Consider the following 24,358-nt stretch of genomic DNA (forward strand, 5'->3'; position numbering starts at 1 on the left):
TTGATATTGTATTTACTTTCTGCTAATGCCTGCACTTTCAAAACTGGCCATTTCGTTTAAAAAAGCTTCTGCCGATTTTAAAATAGGAAAAGTAATTGCACAGCCAGTTCCTTCGCCTAGGCGTAAATCTAAATTTAAAATTGGTTTTGCCTTTAAATAATCTAATAATTTTTGATGTGCTTTTTCGGCGGAGCAATGGCTAAAAACAGCATTTTTATGAATATCAGGATTTATTTTAGAAGCAATTAAAAAGGCGACACTGCAAATAAAACCATCAACAAGTATTATCATTTTATTTTCAAAAGCCGTTACCATTCCGCTTGCCATCTGTATGATTTCAAAACCTCCAAAGTAAGCGAGTTGCTGCATTAATTCGGCTGGACCGGAATAATTTTCGATTGCATTTTTTAGCAGGTTTTGTTTCTGAATCAATTTGTCATCAAGAACTCCCGTTCCTTTTCCAACACATTCTTCAATTGAAAAACCAGTTAAAAGGCTCATCAGAACTGAAGCTGTCGAAGTGTTTCCAATTCCCATTTCACCAAAACCAATACAGTTACAACCAGTTTTGGCAATAGTTTCAATAATTAATTTGCCTTTTTCAAAACACAATTGCAATTCGGTTTCGCTCATTGCCGGTGCATGCAAAAAAGATTGGGTTCCTTTGGCGATTTTAGCATTGATTAATTTAGCATTCGTTGGAAAATCATAATTGACACCCGAATCTACAATGGAGAGTTTTATATCATGTTGATTGCAGAAGACATTAATTGCGGCGCCTCCTTCGAGAAAATTATGAACCATTTGTCTGGTTACATCCTGCGGATAAGCACTCACACCATGATTTGCAATTCCGTGATCTGCTGCGAAAACCACAATATTCGGATTTGTTATTTTGGGATTTAAAGTTTTAAAAACGATTCCTAATTGAAAAGCTAAAGTTTCTAAAGTTCCCAAAGCACCAAGCGGTTTGGTTTTAGAATCTATTTTTTCCTGTAAAAGTCTGCTGAAATTCGTTGTGTTTTCAGTTTCAGGTTGAGATTTTAAAACAAAATCAGAAATATAATTTGGAGTAACATTTTTAATTTCAGTACAATCCGGTGCTTCCGATTTTTGTTTCCAGTGCAATTGCTGTAACATCGGTTGATTGTCATAATTCGTAGCTGGTTTTCCAATGCAGAAATAGCCCAGAGGTTCAATGTTTTCGGGTAAATCGAGTATTTTTTTAAACTGATAATAATTCAAAATCGAAACCCAGCCCATTCCGTAACCTTGTTCTGTCAGCGAGAGCCAGATATTTTGCGCTGCACAAACCGAACTAAATTTTACTGCCTCATTACTGCCTACAGTTCCAATCGTAAACTGATTCAGAACCGATCTGTCGTAAGCAATGATGAGTCCAATTGGAGCTTCTTCAATTGCTTCCAGTTTAAGGGATTTATAATGCTCTTTTTGCTCCGGATTATCCGTGAGTTCCTCGGCCTTTTTATTATAATCCAAAAACAGCTTTTTAACAGCGCTTTTTACTTCTGTCGATTTGATGATGTAATATCTCGTGGCATCGGTCAGTCCTACAGAAGGCGCCCAATGTCCGGCCTGTAAAGCTTTTTCAATCACTTCGTCAGGAACAGCATCGTTTGTAAAATGTCGGGTATCACGGCGTGATTTTAATATATTGTCTAAATAGCTCATTTTTCAAAAATCAATTACAATGTCAAATATCAATGGCAATTTCAAAAATCAATTTTAATAACAATATCAAACATCAAATTCAATATCAAAAAGCAATCTGAATGTTTGAATTTATGTAAAGTTAAGACAGCGCTTTGGAATTTGGAATTTAAAATTTGGAATTTCTTTATTTATATTGATTTTTGAAATTGCCATTGATAATGATTTTTGTCATTGAAATTTGCCTACCCTTTTATTTTGACAGGTATTCCTGAAACCATCAGTACAACTTCATGAGCATTTGAAGCCAGAAACTGATTCATCCAGCCCTGCAGTTCGGTAAATTTTCTGCCAATGTGGGTATCGGCATGAACGCCCATACCAATTTCGTTTGTTACAATAATCAGGTTGGTGTTTTGTTGACGGGCTATTTTTTCAAACTCAGCCTTTGCTTCTTCCAGTGATAAGGCAACATCATTTTTGGTATCAACAAAAAAATTGGTCAGCCAGAGCGTTACACAGTCGATCAAGGCAGTTTTGCCTGAAAAATCAATTTCGCTCAAATACTTCTCTTTCTCAATATTGGTCCATTGTTCGTTGCGTTCCTGCTGGTGACGGTTAATTCGGTTTTGAAAATCATCATCCCACTTTCTGGCCGTTGCCACATAAATTGGAGTATCAGAAAGTCGTAAAGCCAGATTTTGTGCATAACTGCTTTTTCCTGATCGTTCGCCTCCGGTTATTAAGTAAATCATTGTTTATAATGTGAAATGTAAAAATGTAAAAATGTAAAAATGTAAAAATGTAAAATGTGATTTGTGATTTGTGATTTGTGATTTGTGATTTGTGAAAAGCGAGATGTAAAAGAATAGTTTTATTTGTAAATTCAATCTTCACGCATTTAATAAATCACATTTTACATCTAACAGTTAATAAGGACAATGACGACAGGCATTTCCACAGCAGGTTCCCCTCTTTAAATGAAACCAGGTTTTAAAAACATAATTGCCATTTTCGATATAGTAGTCTATGTCTTCAACTAATTTTTCAGTTTTTGGTAAAGATATAGCTTTATTTTTAAGTGCTTTTTTAGGAGTAATAGTTTCAACATAGGCATCAATTTTGTCAATGCATGCTTCTTTAAAACATTTAGGGCAAAGGCAATCTCCTCCTTCTGAAAGATTAAAAATAGGAGGAAAATCATTACACCAGCAATTATTTTCAGTAGAAATGTTTCCGCAGCTAAAAGAGGATTCACAGCTCGAACAAACTTTTGTTTTTAGACTATTCATAAATATGTAAAAATTGGTTTGTCTGAATTTGTAAGAATAAAGGTAAATAAAAAAAATAATAAATTACGTTACCTTTGTCATTATTGATAAAGACATCAATGAGAACAGACAATAATAATGCCATATTCCCTGAAACCATAACACCTATATGAAACATTTATTTTCCAAATTTATTTTTATTGTATCTTTTTTTCTTCTGACGGGATGTAAGAAAAATGAAAACACAGAAATTATAACTTCTAAAATCCCTCAAAACAGTATAGAATATGCCTCAGGGCTTTCGATCGTAAAACATGAAGGATATTCAGTGGTAACGATTTCAAATCCATGGCCAAATGCTACTAAAAATTTTAAATATGTTTTAAAAGAAAAAGATGTTAAAGTCCCGGATAGTTTGCAATCTTATACTACTATTAAAGTTCCTTTAGAATCTGTTGTAGTTACTTCAACAACGAATATTCCGTTTCTTGAAATGCTTAATGTCGAAAATAAACTGACAGGATTTCCGCATACAGATTATATTTCTTCTGAAAAAACAAGAGCATTAATAGACAAAGGTTCTGTTAAAAACGTTGGTCAAAACGAAAAATTAAATATAGAACAGTTAATAGATTTAGCACCGGATTTAATTGTGACTTTTGGAGTAGACAATAATAATCCAATGTTGGATAATTTGAAAAAAAGTGGTTTAAATGTATTGATTCAGGGCGATTGGATGGAACAGTCCCCTTTAGGAAAAGCAGAATGGATAAAACTTTACGGAGCTTTATTTGGCAAAGAAGACAAAGCAAAAGAATTGTTCGACAAAATCGTTACAAGTTATAATCAGGCTAAGAAATTAGTAGCTGAAAAACCTGCAAGTTCTACTGTTTTATACGGTTCGATGTACGAAGATGTCTGGTATGTTGCCAAAGGAAATAGTTGGGTTGCCCAATTTATGAAAGATGCTCAGGCTAATTATTTATGGTCAGATTTAGAAGGAACAGGAAGTCAGGGTTTGTCATTTGAAAAAGTTCTGGATAAAGCCAAAACAGCCAATTTTTGGATTGTTTCGGGTTCTTTTAAAACCCTAGACGAATTACAGAAAGCGAATCCGCATTATAGTGAATTTGATGCTTTTGCCAATAAATCAGTTTATTGTTTAGAAAGTAAGTTTGGTGCTACCGGCGGAACTATTTATTATGAATTATCCCCAAGCCGTCCGGATTTGGTACTCAAAGATTATATCAAAATTTTCCACCCGGATTTACTGCCTGGGTATGAGTTTACTTTTGCAACCAAACTGAATTAAATTGGCGAACCAAAAAAGAAATACAATTTTATTTGCCATCTTGGCTTTAGGACTTCTTCTGATGTTTTTTGCCAGCATTAGTCTGGGGTCAGTAAATATTCCGTTTAAAGATGTTTATGCAAGTTTAACCGGTGGTGAGGCCAGTAAATCAACCTGGGAATATATTATAATTAATTACCGTTTGCCAAAAGCCATTACCGCCATTTTAGTTGGAACCGGGCTTTCAATAAGCGGTTTGTTAATGCAGACTTTATTCCGAAATCCGCTTGCAGGACCTTATGTTCTGGGATTAAGCTCCGGTGCAAGTTTAGGAGTGGCATTTGTAATTTTGGGCGCAGGATTTCTGCCTTCCTTTTTGAGAACGATTGCATTATCATCATACGGAATTGTTTTGGCTTCGACTTTAGGAAGTACGCTTGTTTTGTTATTGGTTTTGGTAGTTTCACAGCGATTACGAGATACAATGGCCATTCTAATTGTGGGATTGATGTTTGGGAGTTTTACTACGGCAATTGTGAGTGTTTTAACTTATTTTAGTACCGCTGAACAGCTTCAGAAATTTACTTTTTGGTCGTTAGGAAATCTTGGAAACCTTTCCTGGAAATCAATAACTGTTTTGGCAGTAAGCGTGCTTTTTGGATTGGTTTTAAGCGCAGGAAGTATCAAGCCTTTAAACGCTTTGCTTCTGGGTGAAAATTATGCAAAAAGCATGGGGCTGAATTTCAATAAAGCACGTTTGATCATTATTTTTGCAACCAGTATTTTAGCCGGAAGTATCACCGCTTTTGCAGGTCCGATTGCCTTTATTGGTCTTGCAGTTCCGCATATCGCAAAACTGACGTTTCAAACCAGCAATCATATGATTTTGTTTTGGAGTACTTTGCTTTTTGGAGCCATTATCGTGCTATTCTGTGATATCGTTTCTCAAATGCCGGGCTTTGATGTAACGCTTCCAATAAATGCTATTACGTCTATAATTGGGGCGCCGGTTGTGATTTGGTTATTGATAAGAAAAAGAAATTTTCAGTAAAAGCTTACAAAATATTTAATATCTTAGTTTTTTAAACACATAGAAACATAGTTTTAAAAGCTCGTGAAAGGCGTTTCACTTTTTTAAACAAACATAGAGTTTGCAGAAATTAAAACTAGTTCTCTATTTAATTAACTAATAATGATCACGCAGAAATATTTAGATGAATTAAGTTATAATATTATTGGCGCTTGTATTGAAGTGCATAAAACAATTGGAAAGGGTTTACTAGAAAACATTTATCATCAATGTTTGAAAGAAGAATTAAAATATCGAAACATAAACTTCTTAACAGAAATGAAAGTTCCATTAATTTATAAAAATAAAGAATTAAATGCAGACATGAGATGTGATTTATTTGTTGAGGACTGTTTAGTTATTGAATTGAAAGCTGTTTTAGAAATAAATCCCATTCATGAAGCGCAAATAATGACCTATATGAAACTATTGAAAGCGCCAAAAGGAATAATAATAAATTTTAATTGCTTTAATATTTTTAAAGAAGGGCAAAAAACATTTGTAAATGAATATTACAAATTATTGCCAAAGTTTTAAGTTCAAAAGCTATGTGTTAATTTACTAGTAAATTTTTAATCAACTTTCAAATACAAAAGAAAATCTATTTTTCTATGTGTTTAAAAATAATCGTTATGACAAGTATATTAAAGACATTAAATTTAGCCATTGGTTACAAGTCCAAAAAGAGTGTTGTGACTATTGCCGGAGACTTAAATTTGAATTTAAATTCAGGAAAACTTATTTCATTAATAGGTGCAAACGGAATTGGTAAATCTACTTTATTGAGAACGATTACCGGAATTCAACAGCCTTTGGCAGGAAATGTTTTTCTGAATGACAAAAATATAAACACATACAAACCATTAGAATTAGCACAAAATTTAAGTTTGGTTTTAACCGAAAAACTGCCGCCAAGTAATCTTTCGGTTTTTGAATTGGTAGCTTTGGGACGTCAGCCTTATACCAATTGGGTTGGTACTTTGTCACAAACCGATATCGAAAAAGTTAACGAAGCCATGCAACTGACCCAAATAGAACATTTGGCTCTAAAAAGACATTTTGAAATCAGTGACGGACAATTGCAAAAAGTTTTAATTGCAAGAGCTCTGGCACAGGACACGCCCTTGATTATTCTGGACGAACCCACAACGCACCTTGATTTACTGCATAAAGTTTCACTGTTCAAATTGCTGAAAAAGCTAACGCAGGAAACCCAAAAATGTATTTTATTTTCGACACACGACATTGATCTGGCAATTCAGTTAAGCGACGAAATGATTATCATGACACCCGAAATGGTGGTGCAGGATGAACCTTGTAATTTAATTTCGAAAGGAAGCTTCGACACTTTGTTTAAAGACGAACATATTGTTTTTGATGCAGAAAAAGGGAAGTTTATTGTGAATTAATATTGTTTTCTTTCTTAAATCTATTCCTGTGAATCGTAAGGGCTATGCTTAATTCGCTTATGTCTGTACTTAATCCAGCAAGATTAAATTTCATGATTTGGCTTGGCTCGATAATATGATAGATAAAGTATGTTGTGCTGTCATTTTTGTTTTCACTATCTTCCCAAATAGCTCTTTCGTTTTCAATATTACTCCATGGAATCAAAGAGTTATTTCTATATTGGATGCCTTTAGAGTTAATTCTAAACTGAATTTCGTCAACTCTTTTTATTGATTTGATAAGTAAAGGAATTTGAAAAATAAAAAGAAAAAACAAACATGCAACGACAATAAGTTCGTTTTGCATGTAGAAATAAATAAACCCTACGAAAGCTCCAACGATAAGCAATATTCTCCAAAGAATAATACCTCGGCTATAATAAATTAGAAATTCTTTAGAATAACTTAAATTATTTTCATCAATTAAAGGTCTCATATTATTTCTTCAATCCGATCTGCCTCTTAGCTTCCCCAACAACAAATGCCACCGAATTTGCGATATTAAAACTGCGGATTAACTTAGACATCGGAATCGTTAAATGATTTTCAAAACGTGCTAAAACTTCTTTGCTCAAACCAACACTTTCTTTTCCGAAAACCAGCCAGTCTCCATCCTCAAAATCAGTTTCCAAATACGATTTCTCAGCATGCGAACTCATTAAAAACACACGTGACTGATCCGGGATTTGTGCAATCCATTCTTCTATATTTTGATATTCAGTCACATCAAGATGTACCCAATAATCCAACCCGGAACGTTTTAGGTTTTTATCATTAATTACAAAACCAAAGGGGTGAATTAAGTGTAACCGGCTTTCTGTCCCTACACATAAGCGACCTATATTTCCGGTGTTATTTGGTATTTCCGGTTCTACAAGAACAATGTTTAGCATTATTTTTTAAGATTAAAAGATTAAAAGATTAAAAGATTAAAAGATTAAAAGATTAAAAGATTAAAAGATTAAAAGATTAAAAGATTAAAAGATTAAAAGATTATTTTAAATAATTTCCTAATTGACACATTTTCAAATTATCTAATTCTCAAATTGATCTACTTCAAGGACTTCACCTGCTTTTAAGTTTTGCAAATATACATTTCCTATTCGTACACGGACTAAACGCAAAGTAGGAAAACCAACAGCCGCAGTCATTTTTCGAACCTGACGAAACTTTCCTTCATTGATTGTTATCGAAGCCCATGAAGTTGGGCCGTGGCGTTCGTCTCTGATTTTTTTGGCTCTTGTACCAAAATCCGGAATTTCGGTAACGATAAAAGCGTTGCAGGGCTTTGTTTTGTATTTTCCGCCGTCAAAACCAATTTCTACGCCTTTTTGCAATTGTTCAATAGCTTCGGCTGTAATGATGCCGTCAACCTGAACATAATATTCCTTGTCTACTTTTTTACTTCTTATTTGTTCGCTGACTTTTCCATCAGTAGTAAGCAAAAGCAAGCCTTCAGAATCTTCATCTAATCGGCCAATAGCCATTGTGCCTTCAGGGAAATTATATAATTCACCTAAAAGCTTTTTCTTTCTTTTTAGTTCATATATAAATTGGCTGAGGTAGCCGTAAGGTTTAAAAAGAATGAAGTGTTGATGCATTTTTAGTTTTTATGCAAAGATAGTTTTGTTTGATAAGCATTGAAAGAACAAAATTAGATAAACCTAAACTATGCTAAATGACTTCTATCCGAGTTTTTGAATTTGTAATATTAATATAGAAATTTTAAGTAATAATGATTCGAAAACGAAGGAGTTTAAAAAGTAATATCATCATTGCAATTGAGTAATGATTGAGAATAATTTAAATAGTTTGCTTTTTTTGTGTTTTTTGATATGAAATGTTTATAAGTTTAAGGGTCTTAAGTTTATGGTTTTATAATATTCCCTTAACTTTAAAGGATATAAATTTGGCTTATAAAAACTCTATTTTTTTGATATGAAAAAGATCTACACTGTACGCCATCTGATGGCTTTTTTAAGTTTTTTTTATTGCTTTTCTGTAAGTGCCCAGACTATGCCGGCCGCTCAGGATTTGCCATACGTGCAAAATTTTGATTTATTGGCACATAATTCAACAACTTATCCGGCAGGTTTTCAGGGCTGGTTAGCGACTGCTGCGGCTGCAACAACATATACCACCAGTGGTACTTTGCCAGCCGGCTCTGACAAAAATTTAACGGCAAATAGTTCTGCTGGTACTAATAGTGGAAACGTACATAACTATAATGGGAAAATTGGATTTCTAAACGGAGGATCTAATTTGAACTTAACTATTGCGTTTGCCTTTAATGCGACTGGAGAAAAAGCGATACAGGTCAAGTATGATGCGATGACAATTCGTAATCCTTATGACGGAGGAAACAACATCCGTATTAATGAAATGGTGCTGCAATATAGAGTAGGTACTATAGCGCCTTTTAAATCATTATTAGAAACGGCCTATAGAAATAATACCACTACACAAACCGGTTCAGGAATTATTGCACCACAAAATTCTAAAACTATAAAAGTTACTTTACCGGCAGAATGTGATAATCAGCCTGAAGTTCAAATCAGATGGATTTCCAGACAAGAATCCGGTAGTGGTTCCCGTCCGTCTTTTGCAATTGATAATATTGATATCAAAAGTGATATTGTTGCTCCAATCAGTGAGGCAGATTATCCCAAAACAGCTAATGTTTTATCAGAAAGTTTCGATTTCATTAACAAAATCGATGAAGTTGGTAAAACCTATTATGTGTTGTTATCTGCAGGAAGCGCTACGCCATCAGTTACTCAGGTTAAAGCAGGTCAGGATGCAGCCGGTGCGTCAGCTTTACAAGCGGGATATTTGGATATTACGGATGCTTCTCAGGAATATGTAAAAAGTTTTTCAGGATTGAGTCTGAATACTGCTTATGCTGTATTTTCTGTTTCTGAAGATCCTTATGGAAATGTTCAGTCTGTTGTTAATAAAGTCGATGCTACAACCTCAAGTGTTGCTATTCCATCTTTATCAACTTCAGTTTCGTCTCTTGATTTAGGTTTTTCTGAAGCAAATTATAGTCCTGAAAGTTTAAATTACCAAATTCAGGGATTAAACCTTACTGCGGATGTAACAGTTACAGCTCCTGTAAATTTTACAATTTCTAAAAACAATATTTCGTTTGGTTCTTCTTTGATTTACACAGCAGCTGATTTTATCTCAAATACTCCTCAAACCATATATGTTCGATTTACACCAACTTCTACGGGAAGTTTTACAGGGCAGATAACACATGAGTCAACAGGTGCAGTGACAAAAAGTATCACTTTGTCCGGTACAGGGATTGATCCTTATGTTCAGGGATTTAATGATGTAAATGTGTTAACAAATAGTGGCTGGACACAATATAGCGTTGCGGGAAATGTAAATAGCTGGACAAGTACAACTGTTGCCAGAAACGTAAATTCAGGAACCGGTGCTGTACTTATGAACGGGTATTCTGATGCAGGAGCCAGTAAAGACTGGCTAATTTCGCCTAGATTACGTTTGGATAATTTTAATCAATTTGCGTTACTGTCTTTTTATTCCCGTAAATTTTATGCAGGTACAAGTTTGAAATTAATGGTTTCGACAAATTATGATGGAAAAAGCAATCCGGAAACAGCTTCATGGATAGAATTAGACGGTAAATTTCCAACAACAACAGGAACTTATGTGCCGTCACAATTTATAAATTTAGCAGCATATAAAACCAATAGTACTTATTTGGCCTGGGTGTATGAAACTACAGCAGGAGGAACCAATTTTGCTGCAGAATGGTCATTAGATGATGTAGCCATTACAGATGATGCAGGTTATGTAGATGCAAATCCGGTTTTGGATTTTGGTGATGTAAATGAGAATGCTGTTTCTGCCGGTCAGTCTTTTGTTTTCAAAGCCGAAGGTTATGGAAATATTACCATTACTGCTCCTGCTGATTATGAGTTGTCTTTAGATAATAATTCTTTTCAGTCCCATGTTGTTGTAGATGCTCTTGATGCATCAGCAGGAAAAACAATTTATGCAAGATTCACTCCTTCGGTAAAAGCATTAACTATTTCCGGAGTATTAACAGTAACCGGAACTTCTTTAAATAAACAAATTGGAAACTTAACGGGTTCTTCAATTCCAAAAGCAGATACTTTTGATGTTGTTACCTACAATTTAGAGTTTTTTGGTACCGATGTAAAAGGAACTGACAATGTAGAGTTTGGTCCAACGGATGATGCTTTACAGATAGATAATGTGGCGAAGGTAATGAACAAATTAAATGCCGATGTTTATGTGGTTCAGGAAGTATCTGATGATCCGTCTATTGATACATTGATTCAAAAAATAAGTATTAACGGTAAAACATTTGATAAATCAATTTCGACATCATGGTCGTATTCATTTAATGCACCGGATCCAAATTTTCCGCCTCAAAAATTAGTGGTACTTTATAATACGCAGACTACAACTGTAAAAAATGCTCGTGTAATGTTTAAAGATTTATACGATGAGGTTCGTGCAGGAACTACAACTTTGCCTAATTATCCGGGCGGAAACGGGGCTAGTTTTTTCTCTTCAGGTCGTTTGCCTTATCTGGTACAAATTGAAACCAATATTGGTGGTGTTAAAAAAGAAATCAACCTGATTGATCTTCACGCTCGTGCTAACAGCGGGTCTGATATATCGAGATACAATATGCGTAAATATGATGTCGAATTGTTAAAAGACAGTTTAGATGTTCATTACCCTGATTCTAATCTGATAATTCTGGGAGATTTTAACGATGATGTAAAAGCATCTGTTATCACTCCAAATCCTTCTTCTTATGAAGCTTTTGTGAATGATACCAACAGATATGATGCGCTTACGTTAGGTATTAGCCAGGCTGGGGCTTACAGTTTTTTAAGTTCTGGAGGATTTTTGGACCATATTGTTATTTCAAATGAATTGACAGATGAATACCTATCAAATTCGATTGCTGTTTATGATCCGCGTGCAGATATTGCCAGTTATACAACCACAACTTCAGACCATGGACCTGTAATTGCGCGTTTTGAATTGAAAGAGGATAATCTGGGGACAATTGATTTTGAAACCAATAAAAGATTTACCGTAAAAGCATTTCCTAATCCTGTAACTGATGTGTTAAATGTTTTTGTAAAAAGTAATACAGATAAAAATCTAAAATTAAGATTGTATGATATCAACGGACGTTTGACTGGGAATCCTGTTGAAATTAAAGCTGGACAGGATGTAAGTACTACAGTAATTCCGGTAAGTCATCTGCAAAAAGGAATTTACATTTTTACATTGACAGAAAATAACAAAGTTGTTTTTAAAGGAAAAGTGATAAAAAAATAAGCAGAAATAATTTTTTATTCAAAAGGCAGTTCAAATTTGAACTGCCTTTTTTTTGAAATTTTATTGAATGTCGAACAATAATTTTGCCTTTGATACCGCAGCTTTTTTATTTGAAAGATCTAAAAAATAATCCAACTGCCAGTTTTGTGTTTTTTGGGCTTGTTTGCTGGTAGTAATGTCCCAGGGCGGGTAAACTCTTGTCGCTCTTTTGCCTTCTTTGGTTTGTGTAGAAAAAATTCCTTTTTCTAATAAAACAGCTTTCGGAAAAATAAATTGTCCAAAACTATTTTCTTTTCGAACACTAATAACGACAAAATCTATTAGATCCGAAAAATCAAAAGGTTCAATGGTTCCTGATATATTTCGTTTCCATAAAGTGACAAACTGCCCTGTTTTTGTTGGCGTAATTTTAGCTTCTCTGTAGCAGATTGTTTTTTTATTGATCTCAAAACGATAAGCATTATATTCAGCGCTTTCTGCTTCTGGTTGAGGTTGTGTACAGGCAAAGCTGCAAAAATCATAAACTAATTCTTTTACCAAAATTAGATCATGTGGAATTCTTTCCAAGTTATTCCAAGTGCCCTGAGTTGTCATGCTGTAATATTTTGGTTTAAAATGAAAGATTCAAACCAAAATTGAATGCCCATTGAAATTGATTAAAAGTTTGATTGTTTAACGGATTGACATAATAGTTCATTCCCGGCTCAACAAAAACATGTGTTTTTTTGTATAAACGATATTGTAAAGTACTGCTTAATAAAGTTCCATAAACAAAGTCACTGGCATTTAAATTATCACCAATTGAATTTCCGTTTAAAGTTACATTGTTTGAAATTAATTTCCCCACAAAACCACCTGTATTTAAGCTAATGCTGGTTTTGTTTTTATTGAAAAGCGAATAAGAAACTTCAAGAGGCATTTCAATATATTTTAAACTTTGATCGATTTTTCCGTTTTCCAGATTATCGCTTTTTAAAGCATTTCGGGTGTTTTTTGAAACAAATACATAACCCGAATTGTTTGTTATTCTTGGTGTAACTTCACTAGCAATTGAATTTGGACTAAAATAATCGTTAATTATTGGTGCTGACGCTGCATAAGTATTGTTAAAATAAGAAACATTGGCAATGCTTTGTCCTAATTCGTTAATTTTAAAACCTGAACTCACAGCCCATTTTTTATTGAGTTTGTAATTTGTTTTTACACCGTATGTACTTGTTTGTTTAGATTCATTAACATTTCCCAGTGTTTTTTGCTTATTGTAATTTTCAGAATTCGCAATTCCTGCAAAAACTTCCAATGACCATTTTTCAGAATTTGATGCTGTTGTAATTTCCTTTTCTTTTTCAGTTTTAACTTCGGCAATGCCTTTTTCTAAATTTTGTAATTCGGCCAATTGAACAGAATCTTGTTTGCTCAATGAATTGGTTGAGATTGAGTTGTTTTTTTGAATATTCTCTGCAATAATTGTTTTAGTAATTATTGGGTCATTAGAATTCTCATTTTTAGAATTTGATTTATCTGAAATAAAATTTGAAGAGTTTAAAGCAACTGCAGTATTGTTTTTTGAAGTCGGTTTATCTTCAAAAATAGAATTTGGTATCTGGTTGTTCGAAAAAGAATTAAATGAATTTTGTTTACCAGTAACAAATGATTTTTCAGCTACAGCCTGATTTTCATTTCTTTCTTGAGTAGATATTTGATTATTTGAAAAGGAATTAAACGAATTTTGTTTACCAGCACCAAATATTTTTTCAGCTAGAGCCTGATTTCCATTTCTTTTTTCAGTCGATGTTTGGTTGTTTGAAAAAGAATTGAATGAATATTGTTTTCCTGCAGCAGCTGTTTTTTCGGCTACAGCCTGATTCGTATTTACTGTTCCAACGTTTCTATTTTGGTTAGAAATGCCTGAATTGATTTTGTTGTTAGAACTGGTATGAGTAATAGTTGTTCTAGATGTATTGTTGTTTTGGGAATTATTGGATGGATTTATTGTGTTTTCTAAAGGTTGATTTTCAATAACATCAGATTCTTTTTTGATAATGTTTTTTTCAACAGATCTTGTTGCGTTGTTATTTAAGTCATTTTTATTCTCATCAAGAACAACACTTTTTTCTATCGATCCGTTGTAGATTGTTTCGATTTCCTTGTCAGAATTAAAATGTAAAACAGTAGGAAGTAATAATCCTAATAAAAGGCATGCAGCAGCAGACCACCAAAGAATTACTTTCTTTTTCTTTTTAGGTTTATCAAGTTCTTCTTCAATTTTATTCCACAATTCGGGTGGTGGAACACTCGAAAAGTTTTCAATTGATGAAAAAATATCTTCTATTTTTTGCTTTTTCATGCTATTTTAAAATTTTTAATACTCAAAACTTTTTTCTGTAAAATTCGTTTTGCCCTGTTTAAATTGGATTTTGAAGTTCCTTCTGAAATTTTGAGTTGCTCCGCAATTTCTCTATGTTTCATTTTTTCAAAAACATATAAGTTAAAAACCATGCGGTATTGATCTGGTAATTCTCTAATATATTCGAGTAATTTTTCTTGTGGAATCGGTATAACATCTAATTCCTCATCCTCTGTAAAATCGGTATCAGGATCAAAAACATCCAAAAAGAAACTTTCCTTTTTTTTCTTATTTAATGTTTCGATTAGTTTGTTAATAAAAATTCGTTTAAGCCAGCCTTCAAAACTGCCTTCAAATTTATATTGATGGATTTTTTGAAAAACGATAATAAAAGCTTCCTGAAAAACATCTTTGGCATCATCTTCATTTTTCATATATTTTAAGCAAATACCATACAGGACAGGAGAGAACAACTGATAAATTTTCAGTTGTCCTGCTCTGTCATTTTGTATGCATTGTTTAATATATATGTCTAAATCGTCTTTCAAAAACAGGATGGTTTGGTTTTTGCAAAAATAGCTCTTTTTAGACTCTTAACCTATTTTTTATAGATAGTACGTGTACCTTCAGAGTCATTGCTTATAATTGTTAAGTTCTGGCTGTCAAGGTTTTCTATAGCGTATGTTTTGCCTTCAAAAGAAATCAGGTCTTTTTCTGACTGATCAAAAAAACTGGTTCCTTTTTTGATTTCGTATGTGCTGTTACGAATTTCGACATCATCTTTGTAGGTAATTATTTTTCCGTCAGGAGTAAAAACTATTTTTTTATTGAATCCTATTGTTTTTGGAGTAGAAACATAAGGATTGGTTTCGCCGCCTATTGTTTTTTCCCAAACCCAGGTGTTGATAATTTTACTGTTTTCGGTGGTTTTTGTTCCTAATGAATAAGCTGTTGTGAAAATTCCAAATACAATAAAAAAGAATAGTTTTTTTGTCATGTTAGTTTAATTTTAAAAGAAGGATTTTGTCTTTAATCGCCTTCTTGAAAACTTTAACTTCAGTACTCTGATCATCGGTATCGTTATTGTCGATATAGATTTTTGTTGTACTGGCGCCTTGGTGTAATTCAAAATAAACACCACCCTGGTTTGCTGCATCAGGAGTTCCGTAGGTTTTGGTTTGGCCTTTTAAGTTTAAGATTTCAGTTGGGACACTTTTCAGGAACAACGTATATTCACCCCTTTTTATTGTAGCGGTATATTTATATTGGCCAAATTCATAAGCTCCTACAGCAACATTTAAAAATTTAAGAATGTTGTAATCATTTAACTGAAAAAAGTCATTAGCGGTCCCAAAAGTTCCAATTACAATATTGTCTTTGTTTTCATTTGTTTTGTTAAAATAGATCTGTTTTGTCGTTTTAGGAATCAAAACATAATCAGCAGGATAATTTACACCCGGAGTAGTTGTTTCTCCGGTTTGTGGACCATGCTCATAAAAATTAACAAAAATCTGACAATCGTTTTCTACTATCGAAGTAATCTTTATACCATAACCGGTAGTTGATTTTTGACCGGAAAAAATTCCAACCAAAAAGTTTTTAGTGAAATCAATATTTGGATCACTTGCTACTGTGCAGGTATTGTTATGCTTTGTAAAATACTGATTTAATTTTTCCTCTGTATTTACAACAAGTGCTGAAGGGTTAAGAAATTGTTCTTTTATAGTATAGTTACAAGAAAGAGGAAAGCCGCTAAAAGGAACATTAACGTACTCTCCACAAGTGTTCTGAGGTAAATCGTCATTTATAGAGCAGGCACTGAATCCAAAAGCTATAAATAAGCTTAATATTAACTTTTTCATGAAATTTTTATTTTATGTTTATTTATTAAAGATGTAATTGTTTTGAAATGGTTGCGTGAAAAAATAATTTTATAGAATTTGAGTAATTGTTTATTTAATTTAGAATGGTTACTAATTCGTGAAATTTTATTTTTTATAGATTAAGAACTACGTATTATTGCGTACTTTTACTTAAAAATTAACGTAGTTATGTTGGATATTCTTCCGCTTTTATCAGTTTTTGTTATTGCTTTGTTCCTGGGGATTTATTTAGGAGGAAAATTGTCTTTGGCTAAATCTGATTCAGAAAAAGTAAGTTTGAATGAAAAACTTAATGCAGCCGGTACACAATTTCAATTGCAGAAAGAACAATTTCAAAATGAAAAACTGAGCTTCGAAAAACAGCTTCATTTGCTAAATTCTGAAAAGGAAAATATTCGGAATGAAAAAGATAGCTTAGCGATTCAATTTTCTAAAAAAGAGGTTGATTTTGAAAATTTGTGGGAACGCCATAAAGAACAAAAAGCTGAAATTACTGCGCTACAGGAAAAATTTACCAAAGAATTCGAAAATCTGGCCAATAAAATTCTCGAAGAAAAATCGGCAAAATTTACAGAACAGAATTCCGTAAACATGAAAAACATCCTGTTGCCTTTGCAGGATAAAATTCAGGGTTTCGAGCAAAAGGTAGAACAGACTCATAAAGAAAGTATTGATTACCATGCAGCCCTGCGCCAGCAGATTTTAGGTTTAAGCGAAATGAATGTTCAGATGAGCAAAGAGACTTTAAATCTGACAAAAGCGCTGAAAGGCGACAGTAAAATACAGGGCAATTGGGGCGAACTGGTTTTAGAACGTGTGCTTGAAAAATCGGGACTTGAAAAAGGAAGAGAATACGAAGTACAGCAAAGTTTTATGAGTGCTGAAGGAAATCGCGTATTTCCTGATGTGGTAATTAATTTGCCGGACGGTAAAAAAATGATTGTCGATTCGAAAGTTTCTCTTACTGCTTATGAAAAATGGGTCAATGAAGAGGAGGAAAACCTTAAAAATGAATTTCTGAAGGAACACGTCAATTCCTTAAAAAGACACGTTGAGCAGCTCGGAAGCAAAAATTACCACGATTTGTACCAAATTGAAAGTCCGGATTTTGTTTTGCTTTTTATTCCTATTGAACCCGCTTTTGCCATTGCCTTAAACGAAGATTCGGCTTTGTACAATAAAGCTTTTGCCAAAAATATTGTAATCGTTACCCCAACGACCTTATTGGCTACTTTACGAACTATTGACAGTATGTGGGCCAATCAGAAACAACAGGAAAATGCTTTTGAAATTGCTCGTCAGGCAGGGGCGTTGTATGATAAATTTGAAGGTTTTGTAACCGATTTGGTAAAAATCGGGAACAAAATAAAAGACACCAAAACCGAATATGAAAACGCCATGAACAAACTCGTTGAAGGAAGAGGAAATCTGATTTCGAGTGTTGAAAAATTAAGAAAAATGGGAGCTAAAGCTAAAAAATCGCTTCCGGAAAATATTATTGCAAGAGCTTCAAATACTGATGAAAATCAATTATTAAATTAAACTTTCATTAAAACAAAAAAAACAGCCGTAAACCAAAAACCAACAACTATAAACAATTACATTAATGACTACAGATTTCAGACCCGTTTCTTCATCAAAAATTAGTATTTCAGAACTAATGCTTCCGTCGCATACCAACTTCAGCGGAAAGATTCATGGAGGATACATTTTACAATTACTCGACCAGATTGCTTTTGCCTGTGCCTCAAAATTTTGCGGTAATTATTGCGTAACAGCTTCTGTGGATACGGTAAACTTTTTAAAACCTATTGAAGTTGGTGAACTGGTAACCATGAAGGCATCGGTAAATTATGTAGGACGCAGCTCAATGATTGTAGGTATTCGTGTAGAGGCAGAACATATTCAGACCGGCGTAATCAAACATTGCAATTCATCTTATTTTACAATGGTAGCCAAAGACAAAGATGGTAAAAGCATTCAGGTTCCGGGACTCATTTTAACCAATCTGGATGAAGTACGCCGTTTTAGAAAATGTATCAAGCAAATTGAAACCAGAAAAGAAATAGAAGAACATGCCAGAGAAGCCAAAGTAAATTCAATTGAAGATTTGGCAAGTTTGGATAAATATAATGTATTGGTAGAGATTGGTTAACATAATAAATAAAGCAAAATGGTAAAGTTTGGCTATACAATATTATATGTAGAAGATGTAGAAAGATCTTTAGTTTTTTACGAAAGTATTTTTGGGTTTTCAAGAAAATTTATAACTCCTGATAATGATTATGGGGAATTGAGTACTGGCGAAACGACAATCTCATTTGCTTCAAAGAAACTGGCTTCTCAAAATTTATCAGAGGGTTTTATTGAAAGTAATTTACAAGATAAGCCTTTTGCGATCGAATTAGGTTTTATAACAGATGAAGTTGTAGAATTGGTTCAAAAAGCAACTTCTTTCGGGGCTATATTAGTGACAGAGCCAAAGATGAAGCCTTGGGGGCAAATTGTAGCTTATGTCAGGGATTTGGATGGTTTTTTACTTGAAATCTGCACACCAATTTAACATTCCATAAGCAATAGTTCGTATTTGAAAGATTCACAAATATTTAGCATAAAATCGTCAACCCTATTCCTGAAAATTTCGTAACTTTAAGTAGATAATGTATTGAGTTATTGTATGTTTTCACGGAGTACGCCATTCGATTTTTTGATCTTAGTTTTTCTTTCTTCTTAAAATAAAAAACCGAATGACATAATTGTTTAAATGATGACGATTATGAAAAGAACTGTATTTTTTATTTTATTGTTTACCGCTTGTTCTCTTATTGCTCAGGAAAAAATTACTACAAACAAGGCAATAATAAATTTTGAAGCTACCGTACCCTTTTTTGAGGAAATAAAAGCGGTAAACAAATCGGTTATGATTATTTTGGATCCTAAAGCAAGTACTTTATTATGTACTGTTGTCATGCGAGATTTTCATTTTAAACTGGATTTGATGAAAGAACATTTTAATGAAAATTATGTAGAAAGTGATCGCTATCCTAAAGCTTTTTTTAAAGGTAAAATCGCAAAATTTGATTTGAAAGATATCGATGAAACCGAAAAAGAATATGTAATTAAAGGGAAATTAATGATTCGCGGAAAATACAAAGATATTTCGGTAAAAGCTTTGCTGAAAAAAGTATATGGCGGGATACAGATTAAGTCTGATTTTCCGATAACTATTTCCGATTTTGATATTGAAATACCGAACAGAATTGCTGCTAAAATCGCAAAAACAGTCAATACGGAGTTAAACGGGGTGATTGGTAATGACGAAATGTTTCTGACTTTAAAATAAAATTGGTCACGAGATACAACGTGAAAGCGCCGTTTCCAGATCATCAAACTGAAAATTTAGACTTGCTTTTTTAATTTTTTCTGATGAAACCCTTTGTCCGTTCAGGACAGCAACGCTCATTTCACCTAAAATTAATTTAAGAACAAAATCCGGAACTTTGGGCAGCCAGATAGAATAACCATAAAAGTTTGCAAGTGTTTTAGATAATACGATATTGGTTGTGTTGTCTAAAACAGTTGCATTATAATTACCATTTATTTGCTCATCCTGAATAGCTTTTAAATAAACAGTACATAAATCTTCGATATGAATCCAGGGGAGGTATTGGTTTCCGTTTCCTAAAATGGCCCCAAAACCCAATTTAAAGCTGGGTTTTAATTTTTTTAAAAAGCCTTCATTTCTTCCCAGCACAATTCCGGTTCTCACTTTTACAGTCCGGATTCCTAATGATTCAATTTTAGCAGCAGCATCTTCCCAGATTTGGCAGGTTGTGCCTAAAAAATCATTTGCAGGAAGTGTCTCTTCGGTACAAATTTCATCAGAGGTAACGGCTCCGTAAATCCCAACAGCCGAAGCCGAAATAAAAGCTTTCAGCAACTTATTGTGTTTTTGCAAAACAGAATAAATAAGCTCAATGGGTTTGGTACGGCTATCTAAAATGGCTTTTTTGCGTTTTTCTGTCCACCGTTTTTCTACAATTCCTTCGCCTGCCAGATGAATAATAAAATTGGCATTTAAAATCGCATTTTCATCAATATAATTATGGTCTAAATCCCATTTGTAATAGGTAATGAAATCCGTGTTATTTCTGTCTGAACGACTTAAAACAGATACTGAAAAACCATTTTCAATAAGTACATGGGTAAGGTAGGTACCAATGAATCCACTTCCTCCGGTGAGTAATACGTTTTTAGCCATGATAGTTTATAATATATTTAACAGTGCCAGCTATTTAGACATTCGTAAAGATACTTAAACATTGCTTACCTTTAGAGCGAATTCTAAATTTAAAAGAAATGGCTGCTAAAAAGAAGGTAATCAGTAAAGAAGATATCGTTTCAATATACATGAATGAAGTTTTGGAAAAAGGTCAGAAACCAAAATCGGTTTATCATTTTGCCAAAGAAAATGATTTTACAGAGGCCGAATTTTATGCCTTTTTTGGAACATTGGAAGGTTTGGAAAAAGAAATTTTTAGATTGTTTTTTGCCAACACAGTTGATTTGCTGCAGAAAAATACCGATTATTCAGAATACGATATGAAGAACAAAATGCTGAGTTTTTATTTTACTTTTTTTGAAGTATTAACTGCTAACAGAAGTTACGTTCTACAATCGCTCAAACTGGACAGAAATCCGTTGAAGAATTTGGTTCAGCTGACTTTATTAAGAGACAGTTTCAAAGAATATGTTTCTGAAATCCTGACAGATGATTACAGGTTAGAGCAGGAAAAATTACAGAAGTTTCAGGAAAAAGCCATTCAGGAAAGTGCCTGGCTGCAATTGATGATGACCATAAAATTCTGGATAGACGATTCATCAGCCGCTTTTGAAAAAACAGATATTTTTATAGAGAAATCCGTAAATGCTTCTTTCGAATTAATGAATGTAGCACCAATGAACCATCTGATAGATTTAGGGAAATTTCTCTTCAAAGAAAAAATATACAGCAAATCATGAAAACAATCGATTATATACCCACTTCAAAAATAGAGAGAGCCGGAAAACTCGTTCAGACCGGAGCTAAAATTGGAGTAAACTATGTTAAACATTATGCCGAAAAAATAGTCAATCCCGATTTGACACGCGATAAACTCAATGAAAATAATGCCGAAGACATTTACGACGGATTAAAAAGTCTAAAAGGAAGCGCTTTGAAAGTTGCCCAAATGCTGAGTATGGACAAGAATTTTTTGCCTCAGGCGTATGTAGAGAAATTTTCATTGTCACAATTTTCAGTTCCGCCGCTTTCGGCTCCATTAGTTTTAAAGACGTTCAAAAGTAATTTTGGCAAAACGCCTTATGAGATTTTTGATGAGTTTAATGCCAATTCTGTAAATGCAGCCAGTATTGGGCAGGTGCATCTGGCAAAGAAAGGTGATACAAAACTGGCCGTTAAAATTCAGTATCCGGGTGTTGCCAACAGCATTTCATCCGATTTGGCTTTGGTAAAACCAATTGCCATCCGAATGTTTAATCTGCAGGGAAAAGATTCTGATAAATATTTTAAGGAAGTTGAGGACAAACTGATCGAAGAAACCAACTATTTACTGGAATTAAAGCAAAGCGAAGAAGTGGTAAAAGCCTGCAGTAAAATTGAAAACATCTTGTTCCCGAATTACTATCCGGAATTTTCATCAGAGAAAATCATTACGATGGACTGGATGACCGGAATTCATCTTTCTGAGTTTACGGCAAAAGATTTTGATCGGGAAACCGGAGACAAAATAGGGCAGGCACTTTGGGATTTTTATATGTACCAAATTCATGTGTTACGAAAAGTACACGCCGATCCACATCCCGGAAACTTTTTGGTAGACGATCAAAACCGACTGATTGCTTTGGATTTTGGCTGTATGAAACAAATTCCGAACGAGTTTTATATTCCGTATTTTGAACTCATCAACAAAAATGTCATTACAGATAAAAATCGTTTCAACGATAAATTATTCGAATTAGAAATCCTTCGTACAGACGATACACCTTCAGAAATTGAATATTTTACAGCAATGTTTCATGATTTATTGTCGCTGTTTACGAAACCTTTTCAGGATGAGACTTTCGATTTTGCCGATGAAAAATTCTTCAACGCTATCGCCGAATTAGGAAAACGTTTTTCAGAAGATACCAACCTCAAAAAAATGAACGGCAACCGCGGTTCCAAGCATTTTATTTACATGAACCGTACCTTCTTCGGCTTGTACAATTTGATGTTTGATCTGAAAGCGAAGATTGTTGTTGAGAATTATTTGAAATATTAGAAGCTAATCCAGCTGTCCACTGTACCTTTTTGTGGCTCCCGATAGCTATCGGGACGCCACAAAAGGATGCCGTTCCCATCTGGGCTAGGGCAGTTTTTCATAATGACTTTTAATGTATAGTATGTCATCCCGAGGAACGAGGGATCTCCGTTAGTAACTCTACAAAGATTGGTGATTTTGTTTGCGGAGTTTCTTGCGGAGATCCCTCGTTCCTCGGGATGACAATATTGCGTGTAATTGGAATTTGGAATTTAAAAATTGATTATTTCATTTAAGTATCCCCGCCTTGTAAGTCGCAATCGCTCTGTCCCTCGCAAAAGCATGATCCACCATTGGTTCATTATATCCTAAATCGAATTCAGGAATCCATTTGCGGATGTAGATTCCTTTTTCGTCAAATTTCTTTTGCTGGATTTCCGGATTAAAAACCCTGAAATACGGTGCCGCATCACAGCCTGTCCCGGCCGCCCATTGCCAGTTTCCTACGTTTGAAGCCAGTTCAAAATCTAAAAGTTTTTCTGCAAAATAAGCTTCTCCCCATTGCCAGTTAATCAACAGATGTTTGCATAAAAAACTGGCAACGACCATACGCACGCGATTGTGCATGTATCCGGTTTCGTTTAGCTGACGCATTCCGGCATCGACCATTGGATAACCTGTTGTTCCGGAGCACCAGCGCTTGAAATCTTCTTCGTTATTACGCCACTGAATCCCGTCATAAGCCGATTTGAAATTGTGATTGACACAATTCGGAAAGCTGAACAGAATCTGAATAAAGAATTCTCTCCAGATCAGTTCGCTTAAAAAAGTCTGGTTTTTTCGGTTTGCCCAATTCACTAATTTTCGGACACTAACAGTTCCAAAACGCAAATGTGGCGAAAGATAAGAAGTACTGTCCAAAGCGGGAAAATCCCTTGTTTCTTTGTAATTGGCAATTTGTGTTAGGTTATGTGGCTGTACTTTTATGGTGCTTCTCTCAAAACCAATTGCCGATAAGTCCGGAAATTGAAACTGATTTTTCACAAAATTCGAAAAGTAGGGTTTCGTATCATATTCGGGTGCTGAACCTGAAAAATGATATTTCTCCAGCCATTTGTTCTTGTAAGGAGTGTAAACCGTGTACGGAAGTCCGTCAGCTTTTGTGATTTCTTTTTCTTCAAAAATTACATGATCTTTATGAGAGAAGGATTCTATATTTTTTTCTTTGAATAATTCAATAATAGATGCATCACGTTTAATCGCAAAAGGTTCATAATCTTTATTGAAGAAAACGTTTTGAATATCAAATTCTTCAATAAGGAACTTCCAAACGTTTTTAGTGTTTCCTTTTTTAATTAAAATTGAAGATCCTAAAGCATTTAATTCGGCGTTTATTTTTTCAAGTGAATCATAGATAAAACTCACTCTGGAATCATTTTCAGGAAGACTTTCCAGAATTGCATCGTCAAAAATGAAAAGCGGAATCACAGGAAAATCTGATTGTAAGGCGTGAAATAATCCGGTATTGTCTTCTAACCGTAAATCGCGTCTGAACCAGAAAAAAGTAACTTTTTGTTTTGTCATTATATGTAATTCCGTCTAGCGGATGTTTTTTGGTTGTAGATTTATAGACAATTTTTCTCATTCCGTAGGAGTCTTTAAGGTTCCGAAAACGTATCGGGATTCCTACGGAATGACAAACGTTGCGCTGAAATTTT

24 protein-coding genes are annotated in these 24,358 nt (G+C 33.9%); 11 read left to right on the forward strand and 13 right to left on the reverse strand.

What is annotated here, in order from left to right; translation table 11 throughout:
* Window positions 1-12: 12 nt before the first annotated feature.
* The 3 genes from cobT to FLV_RS04780 all read right to left on the reverse strand — a co-directional run bounded on the left by cobT (window position 13) and on the right by FLV_RS04780 (window position 2,963).
* Window positions 13-1,692 carry a nicotinate-nucleotide--dimethylbenzimidazole phosphoribosyltransferase gene (cobT, locus tag FLV_RS04770; protein ID WP_243231283.1) on the reverse strand — a complete coding sequence of 560 codons (1,680 nt, stop codon included), beginning with the start codon at window positions 1,690-1,692 and terminating at the stop codon, window positions 13-15.
* A gap of 224 nt (window positions 1,693-1,916) precedes the next feature.
* The gene (gene cobU, locus FLV_RS04775) at window positions 1,917-2,426 is read right to left on the reverse strand and encodes a bifunctional adenosylcobinamide kinase/adenosylcobinamide-phosphate guanylyltransferase (protein WP_243231290.1); all 510 of its coding nucleotides are present in this window, start codon (window positions 2,424-2,426) and stop codon (window positions 1,917-1,919) included.
* Window positions 2,427-2,600: 174 nt separating this feature from the next.
* Window positions 2,601-2,963, reverse strand: a complete 363-nt coding sequence (locus FLV_RS04780; RefSeq protein ID WP_243231294.1) for a DUF5522 domain-containing protein — start codon at window positions 2,961-2,963, stop codon at window positions 2,601-2,603.
* Between the two features lie 148 nt (window positions 2,964-3,111).
* On the opposite strand from FLV_RS04780, the gene FLV_RS04785 reads away from it, so the two are divergent.
* From FLV_RS04785 to FLV_RS04800, 4 genes are all read left to right on the forward strand, one after another.
* The gene (locus FLV_RS04785; protein ID WP_243231297.1) at window positions 3,112-4,254 is read left to right on the forward strand and encodes an ABC transporter substrate-binding protein; all 1,143 of its coding nucleotides are present in this window, start codon (window positions 3,112-3,114) and stop codon (window positions 4,252-4,254) included.
* 1 nt (window position 4,255) lies between these two features.
* On the forward strand, window positions 4,256-5,284 hold the full coding sequence (locus tag FLV_RS04790; RefSeq protein WP_243231300.1) for an iron ABC transporter permease: 1,029 nt from the start codon (window positions 4,256-4,258) through the stop codon (window positions 5,282-5,284).
* 141 nt (window positions 5,285-5,425) lie between these two features.
* Window positions 5,426-5,839 (forward strand): GxxExxY protein, encoded by a 414-nt coding sequence (locus FLV_RS04795; RefSeq protein ID WP_243231302.1) that lies wholly within the window; start codon window positions 5,426-5,428, stop codon window positions 5,837-5,839.
* 95 nt (window positions 5,840-5,934) lie between these two features.
* Window positions 5,935-6,711 carry an ABC transporter ATP-binding protein gene (locus tag FLV_RS04800; RefSeq protein ID WP_243231304.1) on the forward strand — a complete coding sequence of 259 codons (777 nt, stop codon included), beginning with the start codon at window positions 5,935-5,937 and terminating at the stop codon, window positions 6,709-6,711.
* Here FLV_RS04800 and FLV_RS04805 read toward each other — a convergent pair.
* The 3 genes from FLV_RS04805 to FLV_RS04815 all read right to left on the reverse strand — a co-directional run bounded on the left by FLV_RS04805 (window position 6,698) and on the right by FLV_RS04815 (window position 8,351).
* Entirely contained in the window at window positions 6,698-7,186 is a 489-nt protein-coding gene (locus tag FLV_RS04805) for a hypothetical protein (RefSeq protein ID WP_243231307.1), read from the reverse strand. The two genes, FLV_RS04800 and FLV_RS04805, sit on opposite strands and share 14 nt — an antisense overlap.
* A 1-nt stretch (window position 7,187) precedes the next feature.
* Entirely contained in the window at window positions 7,188-7,643 is a 456-nt protein-coding gene (locus FLV_RS04810) for a tRNA (cytidine(34)-2'-O)-methyltransferase (RefSeq protein WP_243231313.1), read from the reverse strand.
* Between the two features lie 141 nt (window positions 7,644-7,784).
* Window positions 7,785-8,351 carry a pseudouridine synthase gene (locus FLV_RS04815; RefSeq protein WP_243231315.1) on the reverse strand — a complete coding sequence of 189 codons (567 nt, stop codon included), beginning with the start codon at window positions 8,349-8,351 and terminating at the stop codon, window positions 7,785-7,787.
* A gap of 337 nt (window positions 8,352-8,688) precedes the next feature.
* On the opposite strand from FLV_RS04815, the gene FLV_RS04820 reads away from it, so the two are divergent.
* On the forward strand, window positions 8,689-12,108 hold the full coding sequence (locus tag FLV_RS04820) for a T9SS-dependent choice-of-anchor J family protein (protein WP_243231316.1): 3,420 nt from the start codon (window positions 8,689-8,691) through the stop codon (window positions 12,106-12,108).
* Between the two features lie 60 nt (window positions 12,109-12,168).
* Here the strand turns inward: FLV_RS04820 and FLV_RS04825 are convergent, their stop codons facing one another.
* From FLV_RS04825 to FLV_RS04845, 5 genes are read right to left on the reverse strand one after another with little or no spacing between them, the layout of a single operon-like run.
* Window positions 12,169-12,702 (reverse strand): MepB family protein, encoded by a 534-nt coding sequence (locus tag FLV_RS04825; RefSeq protein ID WP_243231318.1) that lies wholly within the window; start codon window positions 12,700-12,702, stop codon window positions 12,169-12,171.
* A gap of 16 nt (window positions 12,703-12,718) precedes the next feature.
* Window positions 12,719-14,455, reverse strand: coding sequence for a hypothetical protein (locus FLV_RS04830; RefSeq protein ID WP_243231321.1), 1,737 nt, complete (start codon window positions 14,453-14,455; stop codon window positions 12,719-12,721).
* A complete protein-coding gene (locus FLV_RS04835; RefSeq protein WP_243231324.1) occupies window positions 14,452-15,003 on the reverse strand; it encodes an RNA polymerase sigma factor in 552 nt (183 codons plus the stop codon). The genes FLV_RS04830 and FLV_RS04835 overlap by 4 nt, the downstream gene beginning before the upstream one ends.
* A gap of 50 nt (window positions 15,004-15,053) precedes the next feature.
* Complete coding sequence (locus FLV_RS04840; protein WP_243231327.1) at window positions 15,054-15,452, reverse strand: hypothetical protein; 399 nt, start codon at window positions 15,450-15,452, stop codon at window positions 15,054-15,056.
* Between the two features lies 1 nt (window position 15,453).
* On the reverse strand, window positions 15,454-16,317 hold the full coding sequence (locus tag FLV_RS04845; RefSeq protein WP_243231330.1) for a protease complex subunit PrcB family protein: 864 nt from the start codon (window positions 16,315-16,317) through the stop codon (window positions 15,454-15,456).
* A 189-nt stretch (window positions 16,318-16,506) separates the two neighbouring features.
* Here FLV_RS04845 and rmuC point away from each other — a divergent pair, with 189 nt between their 5' ends.
* The 4 genes from rmuC (at window position 16,507) to FLV_RS04865 (ending at window position 19,681) form a co-directional block, all read left to right on the forward strand.
* A complete protein-coding gene (gene rmuC, locus FLV_RS04850) occupies window positions 16,507-17,880 on the forward strand; it encodes a DNA recombination protein RmuC (protein ID WP_243231331.1) in 1,374 nt (457 codons plus the stop codon).
* A 64-nt stretch (window positions 17,881-17,944) separates the two neighbouring features.
* Window positions 17,945-18,493 (forward strand): acyl-CoA thioesterase, encoded by a 549-nt coding sequence (locus FLV_RS04855; RefSeq protein ID WP_243231333.1) that lies wholly within the window; start codon window positions 17,945-17,947, stop codon window positions 18,491-18,493.
* Window positions 18,494-18,511: 18 nt separating this feature from the next.
* The gene (locus FLV_RS04860; protein ID WP_243231334.1) at window positions 18,512-18,901 is read left to right on the forward strand and encodes a VOC family protein; all 390 of its coding nucleotides are present in this window, start codon (window positions 18,512-18,514) and stop codon (window positions 18,899-18,901) included.
* Window positions 18,902-19,114: 213 nt separating this feature from the next.
* Complete coding sequence (locus FLV_RS04865) at window positions 19,115-19,681, forward strand: YceI family protein (RefSeq protein WP_243231335.1); 567 nt, start codon at window positions 19,115-19,117, stop codon at window positions 19,679-19,681.
* Between the two features lie 6 nt (window positions 19,682-19,687).
* Here FLV_RS04865 and FLV_RS04870 read toward each other — a convergent pair whose 3' ends face one another.
* Window positions 19,688-20,599 (reverse strand): TIGR01777 family oxidoreductase, encoded by a 912-nt coding sequence (locus FLV_RS04870; RefSeq protein ID WP_243231336.1) that lies wholly within the window; start codon window positions 20,597-20,599, stop codon window positions 19,688-19,690.
* 98 nt (window positions 20,600-20,697) lie between these two features.
* On the opposite strand from FLV_RS04870, the gene FLV_RS04875 reads away from it, so the two are divergent.
* Together FLV_RS04875 and FLV_RS04880 are read left to right on the forward strand one after the other, a co-directional pair.
* Window positions 20,698-21,360 (forward strand): TetR family transcriptional regulator C-terminal domain-containing protein, encoded by a 663-nt coding sequence (locus tag FLV_RS04875; RefSeq protein ID WP_243231337.1) that lies wholly within the window; start codon window positions 20,698-20,700, stop codon window positions 21,358-21,360.
* A complete protein-coding gene (locus FLV_RS04880; RefSeq protein ID WP_243231343.1) occupies window positions 21,357-22,661 on the forward strand; it encodes an ABC1 kinase family protein in 1,305 nt (434 codons plus the stop codon). The genes FLV_RS04875 and FLV_RS04880 overlap by 4 nt, the downstream gene beginning before the upstream one ends.
* A gap of 267 nt (window positions 22,662-22,928) precedes the next feature.
* Here the strand turns inward: FLV_RS04880 and FLV_RS04885 are convergent, their stop codons facing one another.
* Window positions 22,929-24,224 (reverse strand): cryptochrome/photolyase family protein, encoded by a 1,296-nt coding sequence (locus FLV_RS04885; RefSeq protein ID WP_243231344.1) that lies wholly within the window; start codon window positions 24,222-24,224, stop codon window positions 22,929-22,931.
* Window positions 24,225-24,358 lie beyond the last annotated feature (134 nt).

Source organism: Flavobacterium pectinovorum (genome assembly GCF_022802975.1).
Lineage (GTDB): Bacteria > Bacteroidota > Bacteroidia > Flavobacteriales > Flavobacteriaceae > Flavobacterium > Flavobacterium pectinovorum_B.

Excerpts from the sequence above, each read along its gene's own strand:
- rmuC (WP_243231331.1), top strand. The coding sequence starts at position 16,507 with ATGTTGGATATTCTTCCGCTTTTATCAGTTTTTGTTATTGCTTTGTTC.
- FLV_RS04865 (WP_243231335.1), top strand. The coding sequence starts at position 19,115 with ATGAAAAGAACTGTATTTTTTATTTTATTGTTTACCGCTTGTTCTCTT.
- FLV_RS04820 (WP_243231316.1), top strand. The coding sequence starts at position 8,689 with ATGAAAAAGATCTACACTGTACGCCATCTGATGGCTTTTTTAAGTTTT.
- FLV_RS04840 (WP_243231327.1), bottom strand. The coding sequence starts at position 15,452 with ATGACAAAAAAACTATTCTTTTTTATTGTATTTGGAATTTTCACAACA.
- cobT (WP_243231283.1), bottom strand. The coding sequence starts at position 1,692 with ATGAGCTATTTAGACAATATATTAAAATCACGCCGTGATACCCGACAT.
- FLV_RS04855 (WP_243231333.1), top strand. The coding sequence starts at position 17,945 with ATGACTACAGATTTCAGACCCGTTTCTTCATCAAAAATTAGTATTTCA.
- FLV_RS04785 (WP_243231297.1), top strand. The coding sequence starts at position 3,112 with ATGAAACATTTATTTTCCAAATTTATTTTTATTGTATCTTTTTTTCTT.
- FLV_RS04800 (WP_243231304.1), top strand. The coding sequence starts at position 5,935 with ATGACAAGTATATTAAAGACATTAAATTTAGCCATTGGTTACAAGTCC.
- FLV_RS04860 (WP_243231334.1), top strand. The coding sequence starts at position 18,512 with ATGGTAAAGTTTGGCTATACAATATTATATGTAGAAGATGTAGAAAGA.
- cobU (WP_243231290.1), bottom strand. The coding sequence starts at position 2,426 with ATGATTTACTTAATAACCGGAGGCGAACGATCAGGAAAAAGCAGTTAT.
- FLV_RS04805 (WP_243231307.1), bottom strand. The coding sequence starts at position 7,186 with ATGAGACCTTTAATTGATGAAAATAATTTAAGTTATTCTAAAGAATTT.
- FLV_RS04845 (WP_243231330.1), bottom strand. The coding sequence starts at position 16,317 with ATGAAAAAGTTAATATTAAGCTTATTTATAGCTTTTGGATTCAGTGCC.
- FLV_RS04875 (WP_243231337.1), top strand. The coding sequence starts at position 20,698 with ATGGCTGCTAAAAAGAAGGTAATCAGTAAAGAAGATATCGTTTCAATA.
- FLV_RS04810 (WP_243231313.1), bottom strand. The coding sequence starts at position 7,643 with ATGCTAAACATTGTTCTTGTAGAACCGGAAATACCAAATAACACCGGA.
- FLV_RS04780 (WP_243231294.1), bottom strand. The coding sequence starts at position 2,963 with ATGAATAGTCTAAAAACAAAAGTTTGTTCGAGCTGTGAATCCTCTTTT.
- FLV_RS04885 (WP_243231344.1), bottom strand. The coding sequence starts at position 24,224 with ATGACAAAACAAAAAGTTACTTTTTTCTGGTTCAGACGCGATTTACGG.
- FLV_RS04830 (WP_243231321.1), bottom strand. The coding sequence starts at position 14,455 with ATGAAAAAGCAAAAAATAGAAGATATTTTTTCATCAATTGAAAACTTT.
- FLV_RS04795 (WP_243231302.1), top strand. The coding sequence starts at position 5,426 with ATGATCACGCAGAAATATTTAGATGAATTAAGTTATAATATTATTGGC.
- FLV_RS04815 (WP_243231315.1), bottom strand. The coding sequence starts at position 8,351 with ATGCATCAACACTTCATTCTTTTTAAACCTTACGGCTACCTCAGCCAA.
- FLV_RS04880 (WP_243231343.1), top strand. The coding sequence starts at position 21,357 with ATGAAAACAATCGATTATATACCCACTTCAAAAATAGAGAGAGCCGGA.
- FLV_RS04825 (WP_243231318.1), bottom strand. The coding sequence starts at position 12,702 with ATGACAACTCAGGGCACTTGGAATAACTTGGAAAGAATTCCACATGAT.
- FLV_RS04870 (WP_243231336.1), bottom strand. The coding sequence starts at position 20,599 with ATGGCTAAAAACGTATTACTCACCGGAGGAAGTGGATTCATTGGTACC.